Origin of the sequence: Sphaerospermopsis reniformis, from assembly GCF_005402885.1 — a bacterium.
In the GTDB taxonomy this organism is placed as follows: Bacteria; Cyanobacteriota; Cyanobacteriia; order Cyanobacteriales; family Nostocaceae; genus Sphaerospermopsis; species Sphaerospermopsis kisseleviana.
Genome location: NZ_BJCE01000102.1, coordinates 1 through 18,977, shown reverse-complemented (window position 1 = coordinate 18,977; position 18,977 = coordinate 1). Strand labels below are relative to the sequence as shown.

Sequence of the window (18,977 nt, the reverse complement as noted above, 5' to 3'; positions counted from 1 at the left end):
ATAGACAGCAATATGAGAAGGAATGATAGCAGAAACATGATGGAAGAGGCCAAAACTAAGCAAATGTTAGATAACGAGAAAAATGCGGTATAAAATGTGACAGAAAGACACTGGAAGTCAAACGTGTGCGCAGTCGAAATTCACCAGTCACCAGTCACCAGTCACCAGACAACAGTCAGCAGTCACCAGTCACCAGTCACCAGTCACCAGTCACCAGTCACCAGTCACCAGTCACCAGTCACCAGTCACCAGTCCCCAATCAAAAAATAGAATTTTCTGAGGATCTTAAATTAAAAATACTATGCCAGAAATATACCAATCAATTGCCCAACATTACCACGAGCGTACTAAATACGACCCGGAGACATTAGCTGGGAAAAATCAGGATTTAGACTGGGCTAAACAACCAGTACCATTTAAAGAATACAAAATTGGCGCTGATTTTGACCTTAAACCCTATTTACAAGAAGCACCAGAGGCTTTTAACCATAATCCTGATGCTAAATGGTGGCGGAGACTTTCGCAACTGTTATTTCACAGTTATGGACTGACTGCGAAAATGCCTTCTATGGGTAGTGCAGTTTATTTTCGCTCTGCTCCCAGTGCAGGAGGTTTATACCCGGCTGAAGTATATTTAGTTTCCCGTGGTACACCTTTGTTACCTGCTGGACTTTATAACTATCAATGTCGTACTCATTCTTTAAAACAATTTTGGGAAAATGATGTTTGGACAGCTTTACAAGCAGCTTGTTTTTGGCATCCTAGTTTAGAAAATACTCAACTCGCTATTATTACTACTGCGGTTTTTTATCGTTCTGCATGGCGTTATGAAGATCGAGCTTATCGTCGCATTTTTCTTGATACTGGACATCTTTTAGGTAACATTGAATTGGCAGGATCAATTACTGATTATCGTCCTCATTTAATTGGTGGTTTTGCAGATGAAGCTATCAATGATCTACTGTATATCGATCCAGAACAAGAAGGTGCAACTGTAGTGATGGCATTGGCAGATTTATTAGATATTAAACAAAATTTGCCTTTAGGAAAAACCGCCTTACCTTCATTAACAGAAACTAATTATCCTTCCATTCCTGATGGACAACTCTTAAAATATTTTCATGTTCACACCCAAATTAAATCTGATGAAAACAGTAAAAAAAATGTAGCCACTACCAAACCAGAAAAAACTTTAGATGATAAATATAATTTTCCTTTTTGCGACAAACTTTCTACTGTCACCACACCAATTGACTGGGGTAAAAATTTTGTAGATTTAGAAAATACTATCTATAAACGTCGTTCTACTCGCTCTTATAGTGGTGAAAAATTAACTTTTGATGAACTGAAAGCTTTACTCGATTTTACCTATCAACCACAAAATTATCTGGATCAAAATTTAGATACTGCTCCTGATTATTTTGACCTGAATTTAATTGAAACATTTATTGCTGTTTCTGGTGTTAAGGGACTAGAATCTGGCTGTTATTATTATGCACCAAAAGCCCAAGAATTAAGACAAATTCGCTTTAAGAATTTTCGTCGTGAGTTGCATTTTCTTTGTTTGGGACAGGAATTAGGACGAGATGCAGCAGCGGTAATATTTCATACTGCTGATTTAAAAACAGCTATAGGACAATATGGCGATCGCGTTTACCGTTATTTACATCTCGATGCCGGTCATTTAGGACAAAGGCTTAATCTAGCAGCGATTCGCTTGAATTTAGGAGTTAGTGGTATCGGTGGTTTCTTTGATGATCAAGTAAATGATGTTTTGGGTATTCCCGCTGATGAAGCAGTTTTATATATAACTACTTTGGGAAAACCAAGGTAAGGCAATTTTGGATTTTGGATTTTGGATTTTGGATTGCAAAAAATTAGATCCCCGACTTATTAAACATAATTAAACAATTGGGGATCTGAATTTTATTAAACTTCCGGTTCAACACCTAAAGCACGCAATTGGGCAATTAAACGCTCATTTTTTAGGCGTTCCTGTTCTGCTCGTTCTTCTCCACTTAACAACAAATTACCATCTAAATCCCACCAACGTAACCAAGGTAAATCTACATTTTGATATTCACCTTGCCAAATTCCTAACTCAACACCTAAAGCTGGAATAGGATAATGTCCCCGTTCATTTGCTGGTAATAATTGGTATTTATTTTCAATTAAATGATAAACTTCCACACTGGCTTTATTCACTTCATAAATACCATAAAAAGCTGGATGTATCACCTGTTCATAAATCCAAAATTTTCCTTTCCACGGTGTTTGATCCCGTTCTTCATCGCCATTCCCAGAAACAAATTCTAGAACAATTAATGGTGAAATATACTCTTGCCACAGGACATAAGAACGGCGCATTTGACCATTCAAACTAGGAGGTACATTAGGCACATAAAACCAATCTGGTGCTTCTGCACCCCGTTCCGGAGGATCGGTCATACGCCAGTAAATGCCGCTATCTTGACCTATACAATATTGTCCGTCAGGATGGATTTTTTGCAATACTGGTTTAATAGATTCTGTTAATAGAATGCTTTGAGGATGTTCCTGAAAATTTTTCACAAATGTACCATCAGACTCTGGTAATTGAGTATGATCTGGAAGACTAATTCCAGATGTGGGAAGATTTGTGGTAGAGGTCATATACCCCCCTGCGAGCGTGGTTTCTTAGTGTAGCATTAAAACTTTCGTTTTACCATCAATTTTCACAAGCCCAAAAAATTGGAATCCTGCACTTGGTGGTTGATTTGATTTAATATCATTATCAATCAGATTAACAGCCTAATTATCTTGTCGCACTCCACCCACCACAGGTTTCACTTCATCTGAAGAAAATGGATCAGTACCACCTTTCCAGTTAAAATCACTAATACGAATACTAAAACCACCTAATTCTAAAACTGGATTGTAACGCAAGGTGATTCCATAGGTGCGGCGGTTATATTCCACAATATAATCTGTACTGCTTTCTTTACCTGTATCTAGGTTGATTGATGTTTGAAAGCCTAAACGAAACGGTCCATATATTTGTTGGGAAATACCAGCACTCAAAACTTTGTTATCAACAGAACGATCAAACAAAAATGGTGATAAACCGCTGTTGAAACCTTGGGAATAACTCACATTAAAGGCAGTATAATCAAAAAATGGGCGAGAAAAATGACCTATCTGGCCAACTAAACCAACAGTACCAATTAAGGTACTTTGATTATCGCCACTGGTGTAATAACTGGTTGTACCCGTCACACCCGCGATCGCCTGCAAGTAAGGTACTACAGGATTTGGTGTATATTTTAATCCTTCCTTAGCAGTAGCTGGTAATGGTTTTCCCTGCCATAACAAAAAACCAGTATTTAGAGCAATACTACCTTGTAACCGACCTAAAGAAACACGGTTATTTTTCCGTTGTGGCTCTAGTAAATCGGCACGATCTGTATTAGAATTAATATACTGAGCGCCTCCTTGATAGCTAAGATTAATGCCACTTTTTCCCAAAGGAATAATCGGAGAAGTGATTACACCACCCAAACTACTCTGCACAGTTTGGAAACCGAGAGTACCATTGTAAAGGCGATCGCGGTAGCTATATTCTAAATTCAATATATGAGGATTTACCTCACCCCAACTCTGACGTAACCGTAAACTCCCCTGCAAATTATCCTCTAATTTATTCACATCTAGACTTGTTAATTCTCCTACTCCTTCCACCTTAGTTTTTGCATTTAACACAGTATTTAGCTTAGTTTTTACACCCAACAAACCAGGAATATTACTATTATCTTGAATAGCTCTCTGTACAAACAATTGAGGTGTAATCAACCAACGAGTTTGATCATTATTAATCGCTAAGAAATTCCGTTCTACATACAAACCCCCCCGTTTACCATTATCATAACCAGGAGAAACAATAAAAGGATTAATATCCCTTTCTCGACGGTCAATTTTTTGGTTATCAATGGGGATAGGTAAGACAAAATTCTGGTCAAAAACTAAACGTTGACGCTGAGTAGTTACCCGATCTACCAAAGGTGCTTCTCGCGTCAAAGTCACTTTAGATGCTCGTAACTCTAATTCTGGGGGTGAAAAAGGATCATTGGTAATCCGCACATCCTCAGCTTGCCAACCACGGGGATAAAAATCAATGCGTTGGGCTTGAAAACGCAATCTTTTGACCATACCACCGGATTTGGCTACGGGAATATTTCTGGCATCCGCTTGACCTGCAAAATTCACATCAATACCACCGGGACTGCTGACACCAGTAACAGGTTGATTAGCACGAATCCGGTCACTAGGTGGACGACTAGGTACACCACCTGCGGTAATATCTGTAGTTGGGGAGGGAGAAAAAGCAAAATCAGCTTGAGTTGTGGGGATGTAAATTTCGCCGCTGCCATTTTCCAGATCCCCACTATCCTGAACAAAATTATAAGTAAAGCGTTCTCCCCGTAATACCTGATTACCCCTAGTTAAAGCAACATTACCTTCCCCCACAGCAATTAAATTATCCAAATTTACTTGTAGGCGATCGGCATCTACCACCGCCCCATCAAATCTAACCACCACATTACCTTCAGCCGTAACGATTCGTCTTTGCTCATCATATTCTTGGCGGTCTGCAATTACTTCTATAACTCGTTGTCTTACTTGTGGCGTATTCCCAGCAGGTTGATTTGGCGGAGGAAATTCTACAGTAGTAGAAGTTGATGGTTGGTTATTTGAATTACGTGGCTTAAACTCAATAATATTTTGTACTAGGAGAGAACTAGACGTATTTTCTCCCGTCTTTGTAGAGGCAGAAATATTAATCTTCTCCCCTGATTTGTATATATTTACAGGATTTTGATGTTGGCTTTTATGTTTTACTGGGTGTTTTACTGGGGCTGAAGTTTTGATCATAACTGGTGACTCAGCCAACCATATATTGTTTGTATTGGTAACTTCACGAGAAATTTGTGGAAATGTAGCCCCCGGTGTCTTGTCAGCATCCGCATCTTCCTTTTGGGAAGTACCAACTATCAAAGATTTTCTCAAAAGCCCCCCACTTCTAGAAACAATCAGAGGGGAAAATGTTGGCGATACAGTTTCTGGAACAGAATTTGAAGATAAGCTTTTGCTAATTACTGCATTATCTTGATTAGTTTGTGTGGGAGTCACCAGACCATTAGCAGTCTCGATATTTCCTGAAGTCGCAAGTTGCTGCGTCCCAGTTTGCTCTTCTACCACAGAAGCAGAAGCGAGAAGATGGCCAGGTTGGATGTATTCTTGAACAGGAGGTGAGTCAGGTGGCAAAACTGGATGAAGCATATCTTGTGGAAAATCGAGCTAACAACAAGCCAGATATGAAAAACCAAATATTTAGCCGGAAGGATGATTTACACTTGGCCTTCCGACTTTTGCCTTCTGCTGACTTGTAGCAAGCCGCCAAAAGGACGACACAGTATCATTTTCCAGATTTGTGCCAGTGTTTAGGCATTGAGTGTCTTCCACCTTCCAGCAGTTGCAGTTGATAACAGATGATTTGTTGTGTTCCTATTCTAAATCCCGACGGCCAGGGTTGCGAGCAGGGTCATTTGACAAAAATCCAAACACAAAAATTCCTATGAAGAAGGCAACAACAATATAAACAGCGATTTTTAAAGTCACCATAGAATTATCTCCCAGGGGTAAGACAAAAAACTTTTCAGCAATCTCTATCTTACTCACATCTGGTTCTTTTTTGGAGGTATGTTTCTAGGCAGGGGGCTGAAGAAATAATTTTCTATTCCCTATTCCCTATTCCCTATTCCCTACCTCTCTACACCCTAAATTTAAGAATACTGCACCATTTCTTTAGCTGTCCGGCTTTTAATCACTTTTGCAGGTATACCAACAGCGACGGAATAGGGAGGAATATCTTTAGTGACTACTGCTCCTGCACCAATTACGCTACCCTTGCCAATAGTTACACCATCTAATACAGTAACTCCATGTCCTAGCCAACAATCATCCTCAATCACAATTCCCTGACGGGTAACGCCCTGTTTTTGCATTGGCAATAATGTATCTGTAAAATTGTGATTATTTGCATATATACCAGATTGAGATGCGATCATACATTGCTTACCAATCGTAATATTTCCAGGTCCAGCAATACAAACATTTGGTCCAATGAATGTATCTTCCTCTATGTGTATACAAGTATTTTCCAAACAGCCTATATCTACGTTACGCTCAATTGCTACTCCATTTCCTAAATAAATTTTATTGTTTGGGTGTCCTTTGGCATCTAAACGCACATTTTTAAAGATGTGTACTCCATTACCAATTTCAATAGAGGTGGTAGAGAGAAATTCTGCACCATGCTGAATGTACACCCTCTTACCCATAGCTGCAAAAAGACGGCGATATACCAACCTTCTCAGTTGTGGACCCAAAAGAATTGACGGAATATCACCTAATAAGGTGGTTAATAAAAGTCCTGGTAGTCGCTGTAATTTGTCAGAATATAATTGGTTAATCATGGCTACAAATATCTCACATAAGTTTTGTGTGACAGGAAAATATTGTCTTGTTGCTTAACAGACAATGTAATTTTTATTCCGAGTATTTAGTAATCAGTAATCAGTAATCAGTTATGATCTGGAATTTATGAGCATTTTTAGCGAAGAATTAGCAATTGATTTTGGTATCAGTCTGCTCTAAAAATTCTGTAAAATTAGTCTGAACAGCAGTTTTAGCTGACTGCTGATTGCTGATAGCTGAATACTTACTTTTTCTTGAATGAGCAATTATTGTAATGATTCAGGATACAGAATACAGAATACAGCATACATAATACACAGGACTTCAAGGATGATGCTGCAAATGTTTGACAAAATCTTGAATCTGTCAATTCTGAATTGTAAAATTTTTCTGAATCCTGAATTTTGACAATAAAGACAATAAATTAGTATTTTTTTATAAAAGTTTATGGTGGAGTATCTCCCACGTCTGCCATGATATTGAAGTTGACCATCGGTGCAAACAAGTAAGCACTTCCCCGATTGCTGTGACGGCTTTCTGGTAATGAATTTGTAGAGTATAATGCTCTAATCATGCTGCACACAAAGGACTTATAGGCTAGGGAAATCACGCTTTCAATAACATTAGCGATTTTGAATGACAATTGATCTTCACAATAACATAATTTATTTTTAATGAACAACTTTAAACAAAAAATCCGTTTATTCTCTATGATTTGTATCTGTAAAAATTGTGATATTGCACATTTTTATACTGCTATAAATAGTATTTTATGACTCAGATTTCATGTTTGATAGCTGGCTTTCTGTAGTCTTACTCACTGCTATTAATTGATCATCCACTAGGATTTTTCTAAAGCTGACTGCTGATATAGGACTTTTATTTGATTTTGGCGATCGCAAGGTACACCTTGATTGCTTCTTACCCGTTTTCTTTTCCCTGTTACCTTCCCTAAATCACTTTTTTGCACCATGCACAGGACAAAAATCCACTTACAGAGTAAAATATCCCTTTTAAGTAACACCTACGGTTAAATCATGATTACAATTAAAGAAATTGTGCAGCAAGCTTTAACTACTGGCTATTTGAGTGCTACAGCAAAACATCAGATCCATAAACTTCTGCAAACAAATTATGACTCAGAAGACCTAGATGCATTGATTATTTTACAACGTTCTATTGTGGCGGGTGCAGTTAACCAAGAGTCACTTCGTAAAAAAAATTACTCTGACATAGCTTCCAAAGATAAAGATAAGGATGCTTCCCCAAACATCAAACTGGCTTATAAAATAGCTGCTGAAATGGCTTTTGCGGCTGCAATAGCCTTAACTATGCCACATAATCCCCAAGATCAGCCTTCTATCGGTACATAGGTATATCAATGATCACCTGATTCATTTTTTCCTGAGCAGAATATTAATAAAATATTAATAAATATTAATAAAATATTCATTTTACAAAGCTGGGTGTAGTCGCAGTTGTTCACTCTTGGGAAGAATTTGGTGGAGAAAATTTGTTTATTCTCTGTTGAATTAGACAAATTTTAGGGATTTATGTGCAAATAAACCATAAATTACACAAATTACAAATTTTTTTACAAATTTTTGTGGTAGATTACTTTACTGCTAAACTGCTAAAAATATTAAGAAATAATTAAAAATTATCCGGTTGGTTGATGTGGTGGTTAGTATTTTTGGGCTAAAGTGTTAGTAAATTTAATGATAACTATAATTTTTGTTGCCAAAATCGGTGATTGATCACTGAAACCTAATAATATTCAGGGTTTCACTACTGCCGTTTGCCTGTTGCCTCTTGCCTGATACTATACAAGTAACAATGAGAAACTGAATTTGATGCCAATAGGAAATTCAGGAATGGAAACCTATAGACCAAGAACGTTGTTTGGTGTAAACTCTAGCAAAGTATGAGACAATAATTCTCAATGCTTAACAAAGTCATCAGAAATTCACAAACATAGTATAAAGAATTGGCAACACCCAGTAAAAACAGTAAACAATAACAGTAAACAATAACCATAACAGAATTAGAACTTTTGCCATACTATGCAGCCAATTCGCACATTTAACGTTTCTCCTTCACTACCGCAGCGACTAGAACCACTGCGAAAACTAGCATACAATCTACATTTTGATTGGAATGTTGAGAGCAAAGACTTATTTCGTCGATTAGACCCAGATTTGTGGGAATCAAGCCGACATAACCCAGTTTTGATGCTAGGTACTATCAGTCAAGGGCGATTATTGGAAGTTGTCGAAGATGAAGGTTTCCTAGCACAAATGGATCGTGCTGCTCGACAACTAGAAGATTATTTGCAAGAGCGCACTTGGTATAACAAACAACGCGGATCAACCCAAAAGGAATGTTACGCTTATTTTTCCGCTGAGTTTGGACTGGTAGATTGTTTGCCGATCTATTCTGGCGGTTTGGGTGTTTTGGCGGGAGATCACCTCAAATCTGCTAGTGATTTGGGATTACCTTTGGTTGGTGTAGGTTTACTCTACCAACAAGGTTATTTTGCCCAATATCTTAATGCTGATGGTTGGCAACAAGAACGCTACCCCATCAACGATTTTTATAATATGCCTTTGCACTTGGAACGCAATCCCGATGGCTCAGAGCTAAGGATTGAGGTAGATTATCCAGGACGCAAGGTATACGCTAGGGTATGGCGTGTGCAGGTGGGAACAGTTCCCCTGTATATGCTGGATACCAATATTGAACCTAACAAAGCTTATGATCATGACATCACAGATCAGTTATATGGTGGTGACATTGATATGCGTATCCACCAGGAAATGATGCTGGGGATCGGTGGTGTGCGGATGTTAAAAGCCTTGGGTTACAAGGTGACAGCTTACCATAAGAATGAAGGCCATGCGGCTTTCTCAGCTTTAGAACGCATTCGGATGTTAATCCAGGAAGACGGTTTGAGTTATTCTCAAGCTAGACAAGTGGTAGCTTCCAGTAATATATTTACTACCCATACCCCTGTACCCGCTGGTATTGATTTGTTTGCTCCCGATAAAATTTTGTATTATCTGGGATATTATGCAGATATCTTTGGTTTGCCCAAAGAACAGTTTTTAGGTTTGGGACGGGAAAATACTGGTGATTTATCCGCGCCTTTTAGTATGGCGGTGTTAGCTTTGAAAATGGCGACATTTTCCAATGGTGTGGCACAGTTGCACGGTGTGGTATCTCGGCAAATGTTCCAAGGTTTATGGAAGAAAGTCCCCGTTGATGAAGTGCCAATCACTGCTATTACTAATGGTGTTCATGCTCGCAGTTGTGTGGCTAAATCAACTCAGGAGTTGTACGATCGCTATCTAGGTCCAAACTGGTCATCAGTACCACCAGATAATCAGTTATGGGAACGGATGGACGCGATCCCAGATGAGGAGTTATGGCGTAATCATGAACGCTGTCGCCTGGATATGATTTTGTATGTGCGGGATCATTTGGTTAAGCATTTACGCGATCGCGGTGCTTCAGCTTCTGATATTGCCCAAGCTCAAGAAGTCCTTGATCCCAATGTCTTAACCATTGGTTTTGCTCGTCGTTTTGCTACCTATAAACGCGCTACGCTCTGGATGCGTGATTTAGACAGGATCAAGAAGATTTTATCAGGACATAAACACAGCAAGGTACAGTTTGTCATTGCGGGCAAAGCACATCCTAAAGATATTCCGGGGAAAGAACTGATCCGCGATATCAATCACTTTATCCGCGAAAACCATCTGGAAAAACAAGTGGTGTTTGTTCCTAACTACGATATTCACATTGCTCGGTTGATGGTAGCTGGTTGTGATGTGTGGTTAAATACACCACGCCGCCCCCGTGAAGCTTCTGGTACTAGCGGCATGAAAGCAGCAATGAACGGACTACCTAATTTAAGTGTACTTGATGGTTGGTGGGATGAAGCTGATTATGTGCGTACTGGTTGGGCGATCGGACATGGGGAAAATTACGAAGATCCCAACTATCAAGATGAAATAGAAGCTAATGCTCTTTATGAGTTGTTAGAAAAAGAAGTTGTACCCTTATTCTATGATCAGCGTGATGGGGATGGTTTACCCCGTGCTTGGGTAGCAAAAATGAAAGATGCTATTCGGTTAAATTGTCCGTTCTTTAATACAGCGCGGATGGTGCGAGAATATGCAGTAAGAGCTTATTTTCCTGCCAGCGATCGCTATCATACCCTCACCGCTAATAATTACGCCCCAGCGAAAGAATTAGCAGCTTGGAAAGCAAAACTTGGTGAACATTGGTTTAACATCAAAATCAAAGATATTGATGTCGGAGCAGCTTCGGCAATTGAAGTTAATCAAACTGTGGCTGTAAAAGCTAAGGTTGATTTAGCAACTTTAACAAATGAAGATGTGCAGGTAGAATTATACCAAGGTGCTATTGACGCTAACGGCAATATTGTCAATGCTGTTCCTGTAGTTATGGATTACCAAGGACAAGATGACCAAGGTTTAAGTGTCTATATTGCTGATATCACTTATACCTCTTCTGGTTTGCAAGGTTTGTCTTTGCGGGTTTTACCACAAAACCAATACCTTTCTAATCCTTATGAACCCAGGTTAATCGCTTGGGCGGAATAGGGTAATTTTGGATTTTGGATTTTGGATTTTGGATTATTTTTCTAAAGTCTAAAATCTAAAATCTTTTAACGAAGGCAGGAGGTAGGAGGATTTTCAGGATGTGATTTTTTGTCAGAATCAGGATTTCCAGGATTTAAGGATTTTCAGGATGTGATTGTTAAATAGTAAATTACACTAGATGATAGAAATTTCTTGATAATCACCCAAGTTAGTTGCATTGATGACAGAACAAACTTTATCAACTTCTGTTCTAATTTTTGGCCATGAAGTTGACAGTAAAACCACAATTGCAATTTGACGTTCACTTAAATTCTGTTGATAACGCAAATTCTGATCTGTTGTAACAAGTATTTGATATCCTTTATTTTCAGCAGCCTTTAATAAATCTCCATTTGATAAATTAGACCATCCTTCTTCATAAGCTGTCGTTACAGAATGGTCTGTTAAATATTTCCGTAATGGTACAGGAGTTCCCTGATCAAAAAGAATTTTCATCTCTATTTATATCTAAGCAGCTAGTTTTTCAAGCTCATAATTAAGTACAGCTTCAACTTGTGATCTTTGCACAGGTGGAAACCATTGCAAAAATTCATCTACAGTTGCACCATCACGCAAATTTTCAAATAATGCAGCAACCGGAACTCTTGTTCCTCGAAATACCCATGCACCACTTAATTTATCAGGTTGTCTTTCTATGGCATCTAAAGTTTCCCATCCTTTCATTGTTTATTCCTCTTTGGTAAATGAAAAAGTTACATTTAGATTAATTATAAAGTATCAATTGTCAGAATCAGGATTTCCAGGATGTGAGGATTTTCAGGATGTGATTGTCAGAATCAGGATTTCCAGGATGTGAGGATTTTCAGGATGTGATTTTTTGTCTGAATCAGGATGTCCAGGATGTGAGGATTTTCAGGATGTGATTTTTTGTCAGCATCAGGATTTTCAGGATTTGAGGATTTTCAGGATGTGATTTTTTGTCTGAATCAGGATATCCAGGATTTGAGGATTTTCAGGATGTGATTTTTTGTCTGAATCAGGATGTCCAGGATTTGAGGATTTTCAGGATGTGATTTTTTGTCTGAATCAGGATGTCCAGGATTTGAGGATTTTCAGGATGTGATTGTCAGAATCAGGATTTCCAGGATTTGAGGATTTTCAGGATGTGATTGTCAGAATCAGGATTTCCAGGATTTGAGGATTTTCAGCATAAAATGATCCGAAATGGGGGAAAATGCTATTGAAGGATAATTAAATGCTACCCCACCCCAGCTTTAATATATGGATAAACAGCGTCTACAGGCATATTATCAGCTAATTCAACAACTGCTAAGTTGTGCAGATGGGGAAGAGTCGGCAATATTACAAGCTAACAGCGAATTATTAGATGCTGACTTTTTACAATTGCTTAAGGTAGGGGTAGCACAAATGTCCACCCAAGAAGGACAGGAGAATCGTGCTAATAAGCTGATGTTTATAGAATCTCAACTAAATCAAGCTTTAGATATACCCCTAGAGGAATATACTCCAGAAGCAGAAACCCCGGTTAGTGAAGCAGATATAGAAACTTATTTACTATTTTTATTAGAAGTATTACAAGCAACGGCAGAAAGTCAAGGCAACCCCCAGGTAGTTTACCCCTTGCTGGCAGCCAATACAGATAAACTCAATCTTACCTTTGCTAACTTATAGTAGTTCAACACATTGATAAAATTAATCAACCTGTTGCTTTTATTTCTCCCAACAGTCCACCCCATCCATTTTATGCTTCTTTATTTTTAAGTGTTATTGCTACAATTTTATTTATTGCCTTTGGTTGGTTAATTACTAAAAGTAAATAATATAATCTGTTGAAGATATTTCTTGACTTGTGGAATACTGACCACTTTTCTCCCTAGATAAACAATAGCTAATTCTAATTCTTCCTCCTGACTCCTGACTCCTGACTCCTGACTCCTGACTCCTGACTCCTGACTCCTGACTCCTGACTCCTGACTCCTGACTCCTGACTCCTGACTCCTGACTCCTGACTCCTAACTCCTAACTACAAATTCTCTCAGGTACAACTATATAACCTGTACTTTCATCCCCTAAAACTAGGTTTTTTTCTCTTCCCCAAAACCACCAATAAGCACTAACATAAGCACAAATTAAACTATCTAATTTATCTTCGGTTTCTTTGAGTTGTTTTCCTGTGTTGGGTATTTCTGAAGGAAAGGAACTACAGATACATGGAGAAGATAAAGGAGGAGAAATAACAGGAAGAATCTCAACAATGTAATTATATAACTTGAGCAGTTCTAACCGGCGTTCGTGGATTTTTCCTTTTTTATATTTTAAGATTTTTTCTAATCTAAATAAATTAACTATTGCTGGATGGGGAAATACTTCTATTTGATATCTCCCTAATTTTTGAGGTTCAATTTTAGGCGCGTGCATAAATCCCCGTGATTCTAATTCTAAACCAAAGTTAATTGTGCGTTCTGCAAAAGCTAGGTTTTGATTTGCTGGGTAGCATCCCGCATGATATTTACCAAAGTATTTATGACTGAGTTTATCTGGTAAGCGACTACCTGTAGAATTTGGTATTAATGTGGGTGCATCTACAGCAATTATACCTGGTTCTTCTGGTTTGATGATCTGATCAATCCAAGTCAAGATGTCTGCAATGGCTTCCTGGCGATCTAAATCCAAAAGTTGCAGTTTTTCATCTTTTAATTCTAAACAACATAAACCACTTGGTTGAGATTGCCAGCCTAAATCAATACCGATAAATTTCATTATAATTAGGTAATTGGTGATTGGTGATTGGTGATTGGTGATTGGTGATTGGTGATTGGTAATGGGTGATTGGTGATTGGTGATTGGTAATGGGTAATTGGGTTATTTGTCTTTCCTCCTGACTCTTGTACGGGCGTTCGCAAAGCGTGCTGGAAGCATTAGCATTCGGAAAATAACCTTTTCATACAATTGATAATTAGTCGCCCGAATGCTTCGCCCCTACGACTCCTGAGTCCTGAAAACTTTCACTTTCTTCTAATTTTTATCAATAACTCATCTTTAATGCGGTTTAAAATTGATGTTTCATCCAAGCTGGATAAAATTTTACTAACTACGGCTTTTGGTCCTTCGGGTCCCCAGGTTGCGCCGTTGGCTAAATACGCTTTGGTGACTTGGCCAATACCATAGGATGATACTCCCGCTACACCTGCTTGAGTTACAGCTACGGATAAATAAGGTCCAAGGGCAACTCCCGCTGTGGCTGATGCAGAGATACCCAGTAAGGTTTTTAAACCACTTAAACCTAAATTTGCTAGTAGTTCACTAGCGCCTATTCCGCCCATACTCAGGGCGATTTTTTGCAGTAGTTGTACCGCTCCCTTTTCTGTCATTTGGATGCCATAGAGTTTAGATAAACCTAAAATCAAAGAAATATCAATAACGATACTGCTGAGGATATCAACTACAGTCACGGGATTAAGGGCGATCGCTAATGCTTTAGTCATCACCGCTTTCCAAATTAAATCATTAGCGTTCTGTTCCCGAATTTCTAATTTTCGCTGGATAACTTGCTCATTTACTGTGTCAGCATAAAGCATGGTGTTGAGCGCAACTAACGCTTTACCTTCCCGTTGCAAAATCTCTAAAATCTTGAGTTTTAGTTGATCTACTTGTGCTTGACCTTGACGTAACTGTATACCTCTACTACCATCAGCACGAACTACGGCAGTTTTAACTAAAGGTGAAGCCGCAGACATGACTATTTCATCAGGTGATAGCAACTCTCGTACTCTATCATCGCGGATTTTTTCGTAAATAGCGATCCGGTCTGTTTCTGGATATTGATCTACTTTGTTAAACACCAAAATCATCGGTTTACCTACTTCTCGCAACTGAGAAAGCGCCATCTGTTCAATTTTGGTCAGATCACCAGAAATCACAAACAGAATTAAATCAGCTTGTTTTGCTACCTGTTGAGCTAATGCAGCGCGGGTTTCTCCATCTACTTCATCTAAACCCGGTGTGTCAACTAATTCTACCTGAGATTGTCCAGTTGAGGGAAAGGTGGCTTTTAATGTACCAATAGCTTCTTCACTGATACTCCAATTTACCTTTTGTTCTGTACGGGTAACACCGTGTAAAGGTCCTGTTTCAAATACCTGCTGGCCTACCAAAGCATTAAGTAGGGAAGATTTACCCCTTCCTACCATGCCAAAAGCTGCTATTTGCACTACCATACTTTCTAGTTTGCCCAGCATGGTTTCTAAGTCGGAAATTTCCGCTTCTAATCCAGATTTTTCTTGGGTGGTAAGATCAAGATTGTTGACTAAATTTCTCAGTGCTGTTTTTGCTTGTGTATAGTTAAGTTCTGCTTGAATATCTTTAAAGGTGAAAATGGCGCTATCTAGTTCTTCTTCCCAGTTGGGTGTATTACTGTTTTCAGGTTGAGGTAATGTCGATGTCATGGGATTTTAGATTTTAGATTTTAGATTTTAGATTTTAGATTTTAGATTTGGGATTTTAGATTTGGGATTTGGGATTTGGGATTTGGGATTTTGGGCAATGATTCAGAATACAGAATACAGAATGAATTAGAGTTTTCGAGTCATTGGTTTGAACAATAGCAGTTTTCAGTTCAGCCTAAGTGAGAGTAGTTGCGGGAGGCAGCATTTTTTGAATGAATAATGAATATAGAATATATTTATTTTTAATTTGTGTAATTGCTCTTAAAATAATCGCACTATACTTAGCACGACTACTTAATTTTTCAAATAGCCATTATTATAACATAGATCATGAAAGAATTAGCACAAGTCAAAAATTTATATCCCCAAGACTTAGAACTGAGAAAAAACTGGTATTCTCCTGTAGCAGCAGCTTATGACAAGGTAAGACCACGTTATCCCAAAGAAATAATTAACCGAGCTATAAAAATAGCTAAACTTACCCCTAAAAGGAAAATTTTGGAACTAGGATGTGGTCCTGGAAATGCAACTGTATCTTTTGCGAAATTAGGATTTTCAATGGTTTGTTTAGATCCCAGTCAAGCAGCTTGTAAATTTGCCAGAAAAAACTGTGCAGCATATCCCAATGTAGAAATTCAACAGACGACATTTGAAGAATGGAAATTAACACCAGGAAAATTTCATGCTGTTTTAGCAGCGACTTCTTTTCATTGGATGAACCCAGAAACAGCTTATGAAAAAGCCGCTGCTGCTTTAAGAGATGATGGGGCTTTAATTTTGTTGTGGAACATGACACCCCAACCTGATTATGAAGTATACCAAAATTTGCATGAAATTTATAAAATTTATGCTCCATACTCAGCCAGATATGAAGATGTAACAGATCAAGAAAAAATAGTTAAATCCTTTGGAGAAAAAGCCATTGATTCAGGAAAATTCACAAACTTAGTTTCTGGTCATGTAATCTGTGAAGTAACTTATAATGTTGATGATTATTTATTATTGTTAGGTACGCTTTCACCTTATTTAAAATTAGAAGTTGAAATCAGAGATGGTTTATTTACGGGGTTAAAACAAAAGATTGATCAGCTTTATGGAGGAAGGATTAATATTTCTTATATTTCAGCTTTTCAGGTAATGAAGAAAGTTTAGAGTATTTTTGTGTGAGAGGATGTTTGAACAGTGGTATCCGTGATTTTAATCATATTTTTACCCCCCTTAATCCCCCATTATCAAGGGGGGAAACAAGAAAATCCAGTTCCCTCCCCTTCAGGGGAGGGTTAGGGAGGGTTAGGGAGGGGTAAAAAATATTTGATACACTCTCAGGGACTTTTAAAACATCCTCTTATAGCGATTACGCCTTTGGGCGAAACACTAGCACTTTCCTCTCCTGATAGACAAGGAATGTCCGAAAAAGTAGTACAGTTAAAAATTGATCTAGTAGCGTTAGCATCTTGACAAAATCACCTGTGCGAAAAATAGTTATTGCCGGCAACTGGAAAATGTTCAAAACCCAGGCAGAATCAGAAAATTTCCTAAGCGGATTTCTGCCTCACCTGGAGGAAACACCCTCAGAAAGAGAGGTAATATTGTGTCCTCCCTTCACAGATTTAAGTGTAATGTCCAAATATTTACACGGTAGCCGTGTAAACTTGGGCGCACAAAACGTTCACTGGGAAGAAAATGGAGCCTACACGGGTGAAATTGCTGCTCCCATGCTCACAGAAATCGGTGTGCGCTATGTCATCATTGGACACAGCGAAAGACGACAATATTTTGGCGAAACAGAGGAAACAGTGAATCTGCGCCTCAAAGCAGCGCAAAAATACGGACTGACACCCATTCTCTGTGTTGGTGAAACCAAACAGCAACGAGACGCAGGGGAAACCGAAAAACTGATTAGCACCCAGTTAGAAAAAGACTTAGTAGATGTTGATCAAACTAACTTGATTATTGCTTATGAACCAATTTGGGCGATTGGTACCGGTGACACCTGTGAAGCCACAGAAGCAAATCGAGTCATTGGTTTAATTCGTGATCAACTGACGAATCCTCACGTATCAATTCAATATGGTGGCTCAGTCAAGCCCAATAATATTGATGAAATCATGGCACAACCAGAAATTGACGGCGCTCTCGTCGGCGGTGCAAGTTTAGAAGCTGATAGTTTTGCCAGAATTGTCAATTATCAATAACCAAGGCAAAAGGCAAAAGGCAAAAGGCAAAAGTTGATTTATTTTCCAATGCCTCCTGCCTCCTGCCTCCTGACTCCTGACTCTTGACTCTTGACTCTTGACTCTTGACTCCTGACTCCTGTATGTCAAATCAATTAATTATTAGAGAACGTTGTTTTACTTGGGGACAACGGACATATTTAATGGGAATTTTAAATGTCACCCCAGACAGTTTTAGTGATGGTGGTCTATTTAACACAACTTCAGCCGCTTTAGCTCAAGCGCAAACAATGGTAGACGCTGGTGCTGATATTATTGATATCGGTGGTCAATCAACCAGACCAGGAGCAGAACAAATCACCCTCACAGAAGAACTTGATCGGGTGCTGTCGGTTTTGCAAGTCATTAGACCAAAAATTACTATTCCTATTTCTGTAGACACAACTAGAGCAGAAGTAGCTCAAGCTGCTGTAGAAGCTGGGGCAGATATTGTTAATGATATTTCTGGTGGTACTTATGATCCAGAAATGTTGCCAACAGTAGCCAAATTAGATGTACCAATCATGTTAATGCACATTCGGGGAACTCCCCAAACCATGCAACAACATACAGATTATCAAGATTTGATGGGAGAAATTTATAGTTTTTTATCCCAACAAATAAAAGCCGCAATTACAGCGGGTATTCAACAGGAAAAAATAATTATTGATCCGGGTATTGGTTTTGCCAAAAATTATGATCAGAATTTAGAAATTATTCGCAGTTTGCCAACATTCACAACCCTAAAGTGTCCCATATTAGTGGGAGCATCCCGCAAAAGTTTTATTGGCAAAATTTTAAATCAACCAGAACCAAAAGCCAGAGTTTGGGGAACAGCAGCGGCCTGTTGTGCTGCCATTTTTAATGGTGCTGATATCCTCCGAGTTCATGATGTTGCCGAAATGCGTGATGTCTCCCTAGTTGCTGATGCTATCTATCGACAGGTGATTGGTGATTGGTGATTGGTGATTGGTGATTGGTGATTGGTGATTGGTGATTGGTGATTGGTGATTGGTGATTGGTGATTGGTTCTTGGTGATTGGTTATTGGTGATTGGTTATTGCTTATTGGTGCTTGTCTCTTGCCGCTTACTTCTTGGTTATTGCTTCTTGCGTTTTTTCAATCAACTTTTACTTCTTACCTCTTGCCTCTTGCCC

General features: G+C 38.6%; 21 protein-coding genes. 10 read left to right on the top strand and 11 right to left on the bottom strand.

Going from position 1 to position 18,977, the window contains the following annotated elements; translation table 11 throughout:
• Positions 1-123 precede the first annotated feature (123 nt).
• Entirely contained in the window at positions 124-270 is a 147-nt protein-coding gene (locus tag FFR48_RS29495) for a hypothetical protein (RefSeq protein WP_236104078.1), read from the top strand.
• Positions 271-301: 31 nt separating this feature from the next.
• Positions 302-1,834 (top strand): SagB/ThcOx family dehydrogenase, encoded by a 1,533-nt coding sequence (locus tag FFR48_RS15150; protein ID WP_137667932.1) that lies wholly within the window; start codon positions 302-304, stop codon positions 1,832-1,834.
• Between the two features lie 95 nt (positions 1,835-1,929).
• On the opposite strand, the gene FFR48_RS15145 is transcribed toward FFR48_RS15150, so the two are convergent.
• Both FFR48_RS15145 and FFR48_RS15140 read right to left on the bottom strand, forming a co-directional pair.
• Complete coding sequence (locus FFR48_RS15145) at positions 1,930-2,652, bottom strand: Uma2 family endonuclease (protein WP_137667931.1); 723 nt, start codon at positions 2,650-2,652, stop codon at positions 1,930-1,932.
• Positions 2,653-2,790: 138 nt separating this feature from the next.
• Entirely contained in the window at positions 2,791-5,316 is a 2,526-nt protein-coding gene (locus FFR48_RS15140; RefSeq protein ID WP_137667930.1) for a DUF3769 domain-containing protein, read from the bottom strand.
• Between FFR48_RS15140 and FFR48_RS30125 the strand changes: the two genes are divergently transcribed.
• Positions 5,295-5,426 (top strand): hypothetical protein, encoded by a 132-nt coding sequence (locus FFR48_RS30125; protein ID WP_268932441.1) that lies wholly within the window; start codon positions 5,295-5,297, stop codon positions 5,424-5,426. The genes FFR48_RS15140 and FFR48_RS30125 overlap by 22 nt on opposite strands.
• A gap of 115 nt (positions 5,427-5,541) precedes the next feature.
• On the opposite strand, the gene FFR48_RS15135 is transcribed toward FFR48_RS30125, so the two are convergent.
• The 4 genes from FFR48_RS15135 to FFR48_RS30115 all read right to left on the bottom strand — a co-directional run bounded on the left by FFR48_RS15135 (position 5,542) and on the right by FFR48_RS30115 (position 7,486).
• Positions 5,542-5,658 carry a photosystem II reaction center protein I gene (locus FFR48_RS15135; protein WP_096572622.1) on the bottom strand — a complete coding sequence of 39 codons (117 nt, stop codon included), beginning with the start codon at positions 5,656-5,658 and terminating at the stop codon, positions 5,542-5,544.
• Positions 5,659-5,819: 161 nt separating this feature from the next.
• Positions 5,820-6,512: an acyltransferase gene (locus tag FFR48_RS30400; RefSeq protein WP_096566922.1), complete on the bottom strand. Its 693-nt coding sequence runs from the start codon at positions 6,510-6,512 to the stop codon at positions 5,820-5,822.
• Positions 6,513-6,958: 446 nt separating this feature from the next.
• Positions 6,959-7,156, bottom strand: a complete 198-nt coding sequence (locus tag FFR48_RS15125; RefSeq protein ID WP_137667929.1) for a hypothetical protein — start codon at positions 7,154-7,156, stop codon at positions 6,959-6,961.
• A gap of 198 nt (positions 7,157-7,354) precedes the next feature.
• Positions 7,355-7,486 (bottom strand): hypothetical protein, encoded by a 132-nt coding sequence (locus FFR48_RS30115; RefSeq protein ID WP_265586232.1) that lies wholly within the window; start codon positions 7,484-7,486, stop codon positions 7,355-7,357.
• A gap of 64 nt (positions 7,487-7,550) precedes the next feature.
• Here FFR48_RS30115 and FFR48_RS15120 point away from each other — a divergent pair, with 64 nt between their 5' ends.
• Positions 7,551-7,886: a hypothetical protein gene (locus tag FFR48_RS15120; protein ID WP_137667928.1), complete on the top strand. Its 336-nt coding sequence runs from the start codon at positions 7,551-7,553 to the stop codon at positions 7,884-7,886.
• A 690-nt stretch (positions 7,887-8,576) separates the two neighbouring features.
• Entirely contained in the window at positions 8,577-11,141 is a 2,565-nt protein-coding gene (gene glgP / locus FFR48_RS15115) for an alpha-glucan family phosphorylase (protein WP_137667927.1), read from the top strand.
• A gap of 174 nt (positions 11,142-11,315) precedes the next feature.
• On the opposite strand, the gene FFR48_RS15110 is transcribed toward glgP, so the two are convergent.
• Both FFR48_RS15110 and FFR48_RS15105 read right to left on the bottom strand, forming a co-directional pair.
• The gene (locus tag FFR48_RS15110; RefSeq protein ID WP_137667926.1) at positions 11,316-11,636 is read right to left on the bottom strand and encodes a DUF5615 family PIN-like protein; all 321 of its coding nucleotides are present in this window, start codon (positions 11,634-11,636) and stop codon (positions 11,316-11,318) included.
• Positions 11,637-11,648: 12 nt separating this feature from the next.
• Positions 11,649-11,864 (bottom strand): DUF433 domain-containing protein, encoded by a 216-nt coding sequence (locus FFR48_RS15105; RefSeq protein ID WP_096566916.1) that lies wholly within the window; start codon positions 11,862-11,864, stop codon positions 11,649-11,651.
• A 558-nt stretch (positions 11,865-12,422) separates the two neighbouring features.
• On the opposite strand from FFR48_RS15105, the gene FFR48_RS15100 reads away from it, so the two are divergent.
• Complete coding sequence (locus tag FFR48_RS15100; protein WP_201277625.1) at positions 12,423-12,833, top strand: hypothetical protein; 411 nt, start codon at positions 12,423-12,425, stop codon at positions 12,831-12,833.
• A gap of 348 nt (positions 12,834-13,181) precedes the next feature.
• On the opposite strand, the gene FFR48_RS15095 is transcribed toward FFR48_RS15100, so the two are convergent.
• From FFR48_RS15095 to FFR48_RS15085, 3 genes are all read right to left on the bottom strand, one after another.
• Positions 13,182-13,922 carry a DUF429 domain-containing protein gene (locus FFR48_RS15095; protein ID WP_137667925.1) on the bottom strand — a complete coding sequence of 247 codons (741 nt, stop codon included), beginning with the start codon at positions 13,920-13,922 and terminating at the stop codon, positions 13,182-13,184.
• A 5-nt stretch (positions 13,923-13,927) separates the two neighbouring features.
• On the bottom strand, positions 13,928-14,065 hold the full coding sequence (locus FFR48_RS15090) for a hypothetical protein (RefSeq protein ID WP_162501894.1): 138 nt from the start codon (positions 14,063-14,065) through the stop codon (positions 13,928-13,930).
• A gap of 102 nt (positions 14,066-14,167) precedes the next feature.
• Entirely contained in the window at positions 14,168-15,607 is a 1,440-nt protein-coding gene (locus tag FFR48_RS15085; RefSeq protein WP_137667924.1) for a GTP-binding protein, read from the bottom strand.
• 330 nt (positions 15,608-15,937) lie between these two features.
• Between FFR48_RS15085 and FFR48_RS15080 the strand changes: the two genes are divergently transcribed.
• The 4 genes from FFR48_RS15080 (at position 15,938) to folP (ending at position 18,782) form a co-directional block, all read left to right on the top strand.
• Complete coding sequence (locus tag FFR48_RS15080) at positions 15,938-16,759, top strand: class I SAM-dependent methyltransferase (RefSeq protein ID WP_137667923.1); 822 nt, start codon at positions 15,938-15,940, stop codon at positions 16,757-16,759.
• 159 nt (positions 16,760-16,918) lie between these two features.
• The gene (locus FFR48_RS15075) at positions 16,919-17,065 is read left to right on the top strand and encodes a hypothetical protein (protein WP_162501893.1); all 147 of its coding nucleotides are present in this window, start codon (positions 16,919-16,921) and stop codon (positions 17,063-17,065) included.
• A gap of 11 nt (positions 17,066-17,076) precedes the next feature.
• Positions 17,077-17,802 (top strand): triose-phosphate isomerase, encoded by a 726-nt coding sequence (tpiA, locus tag FFR48_RS15070; protein WP_096566902.1) that lies wholly within the window; start codon positions 17,077-17,079, stop codon positions 17,800-17,802.
• 122 nt (positions 17,803-17,924) lie between these two features.
• On the top strand, positions 17,925-18,782 hold the full coding sequence (gene folP, locus FFR48_RS15065; protein ID WP_137667922.1) for a dihydropteroate synthase: 858 nt from the start codon (positions 17,925-17,927) through the stop codon (positions 18,780-18,782).
• Positions 18,783-18,977 lie beyond the last annotated feature (195 nt).

What these genes read in the sequence shown, in the direction of transcription:
- FFR48_RS15150 (WP_137667932.1), top strand. Translation starts at nt 302, where the DNA reads ATGCCAGAAATATACCAATCAATTGCCCAACATTACCACGAGCGTACT.
- FFR48_RS15145 (WP_137667931.1), bottom strand. Translation starts at nt 2,652, where the DNA reads ATGACCTCTACCACAAATCTTCCCACATCTGGAATTAGTCTTCCAGAT.
- FFR48_RS15140 (WP_137667930.1), bottom strand. Translation starts at nt 5,316, where the DNA reads ATGCTTCATCCAGTTTTGCCACCTGACTCACCTCCTGTTCAAGAATAC.
- FFR48_RS15135 (WP_096572622.1), bottom strand. Translation starts at nt 5,658, where the DNA reads ATGGTGACTTTAAAAATCGCTGTTTATATTGTTGTTGCCTTCTTCATA.
- FFR48_RS30400 (WP_096566922.1), bottom strand. Translation starts at nt 6,512, where the DNA reads ATGATTAACCAATTATATTCTGACAAATTACAGCGACTACCAGGACTT.
- FFR48_RS30115 (WP_265586232.1), bottom strand. Translation starts at nt 7,486, where the DNA reads ATGGTGCAAAAAAGTGATTTAGGGAAGGTAACAGGGAAAAGAAAACGG.
- FFR48_RS15120 (WP_137667928.1), top strand. Translation starts at nt 7,551, where the DNA reads ATGATTACAATTAAAGAAATTGTGCAGCAAGCTTTAACTACTGGCTAT.
- glgP (WP_137667927.1), top strand. Translation starts at nt 8,577, where the DNA reads ATGCAGCCAATTCGCACATTTAACGTTTCTCCTTCACTACCGCAGCGA.
- FFR48_RS15110 (WP_137667926.1), bottom strand. Translation starts at nt 11,636, where the DNA reads ATGAAAATTCTTTTTGATCAGGGAACTCCTGTACCATTACGGAAATAT.
- FFR48_RS15105 (WP_096566916.1), bottom strand. Translation starts at nt 11,864, where the DNA reads ATGAAAGGATGGGAAACTTTAGATGCCATAGAAAGACAACCTGATAAA.
- FFR48_RS15100 (WP_201277625.1), top strand. Translation starts at nt 12,423, where the DNA reads ATGGATAAACAGCGTCTACAGGCATATTATCAGCTAATTCAACAACTG.
- FFR48_RS15095 (WP_137667925.1), bottom strand. Translation starts at nt 13,922, where the DNA reads ATGAAATTTATCGGTATTGATTTAGGCTGGCAATCTCAACCAAGTGGT.
- FFR48_RS15085 (WP_137667924.1), bottom strand. Translation starts at nt 15,607, where the DNA reads ATGACATCGACATTACCTCAACCTGAAAACAGTAATACACCCAACTGG.
- FFR48_RS15080 (WP_137667923.1), top strand. Translation starts at nt 15,938, where the DNA reads ATGAAAGAATTAGCACAAGTCAAAAATTTATATCCCCAAGACTTAGAA.
- folP (WP_137667922.1), top strand. Translation starts at nt 17,925, where the DNA reads ATGTCAAATCAATTAATTATTAGAGAACGTTGTTTTACTTGGGGACAA.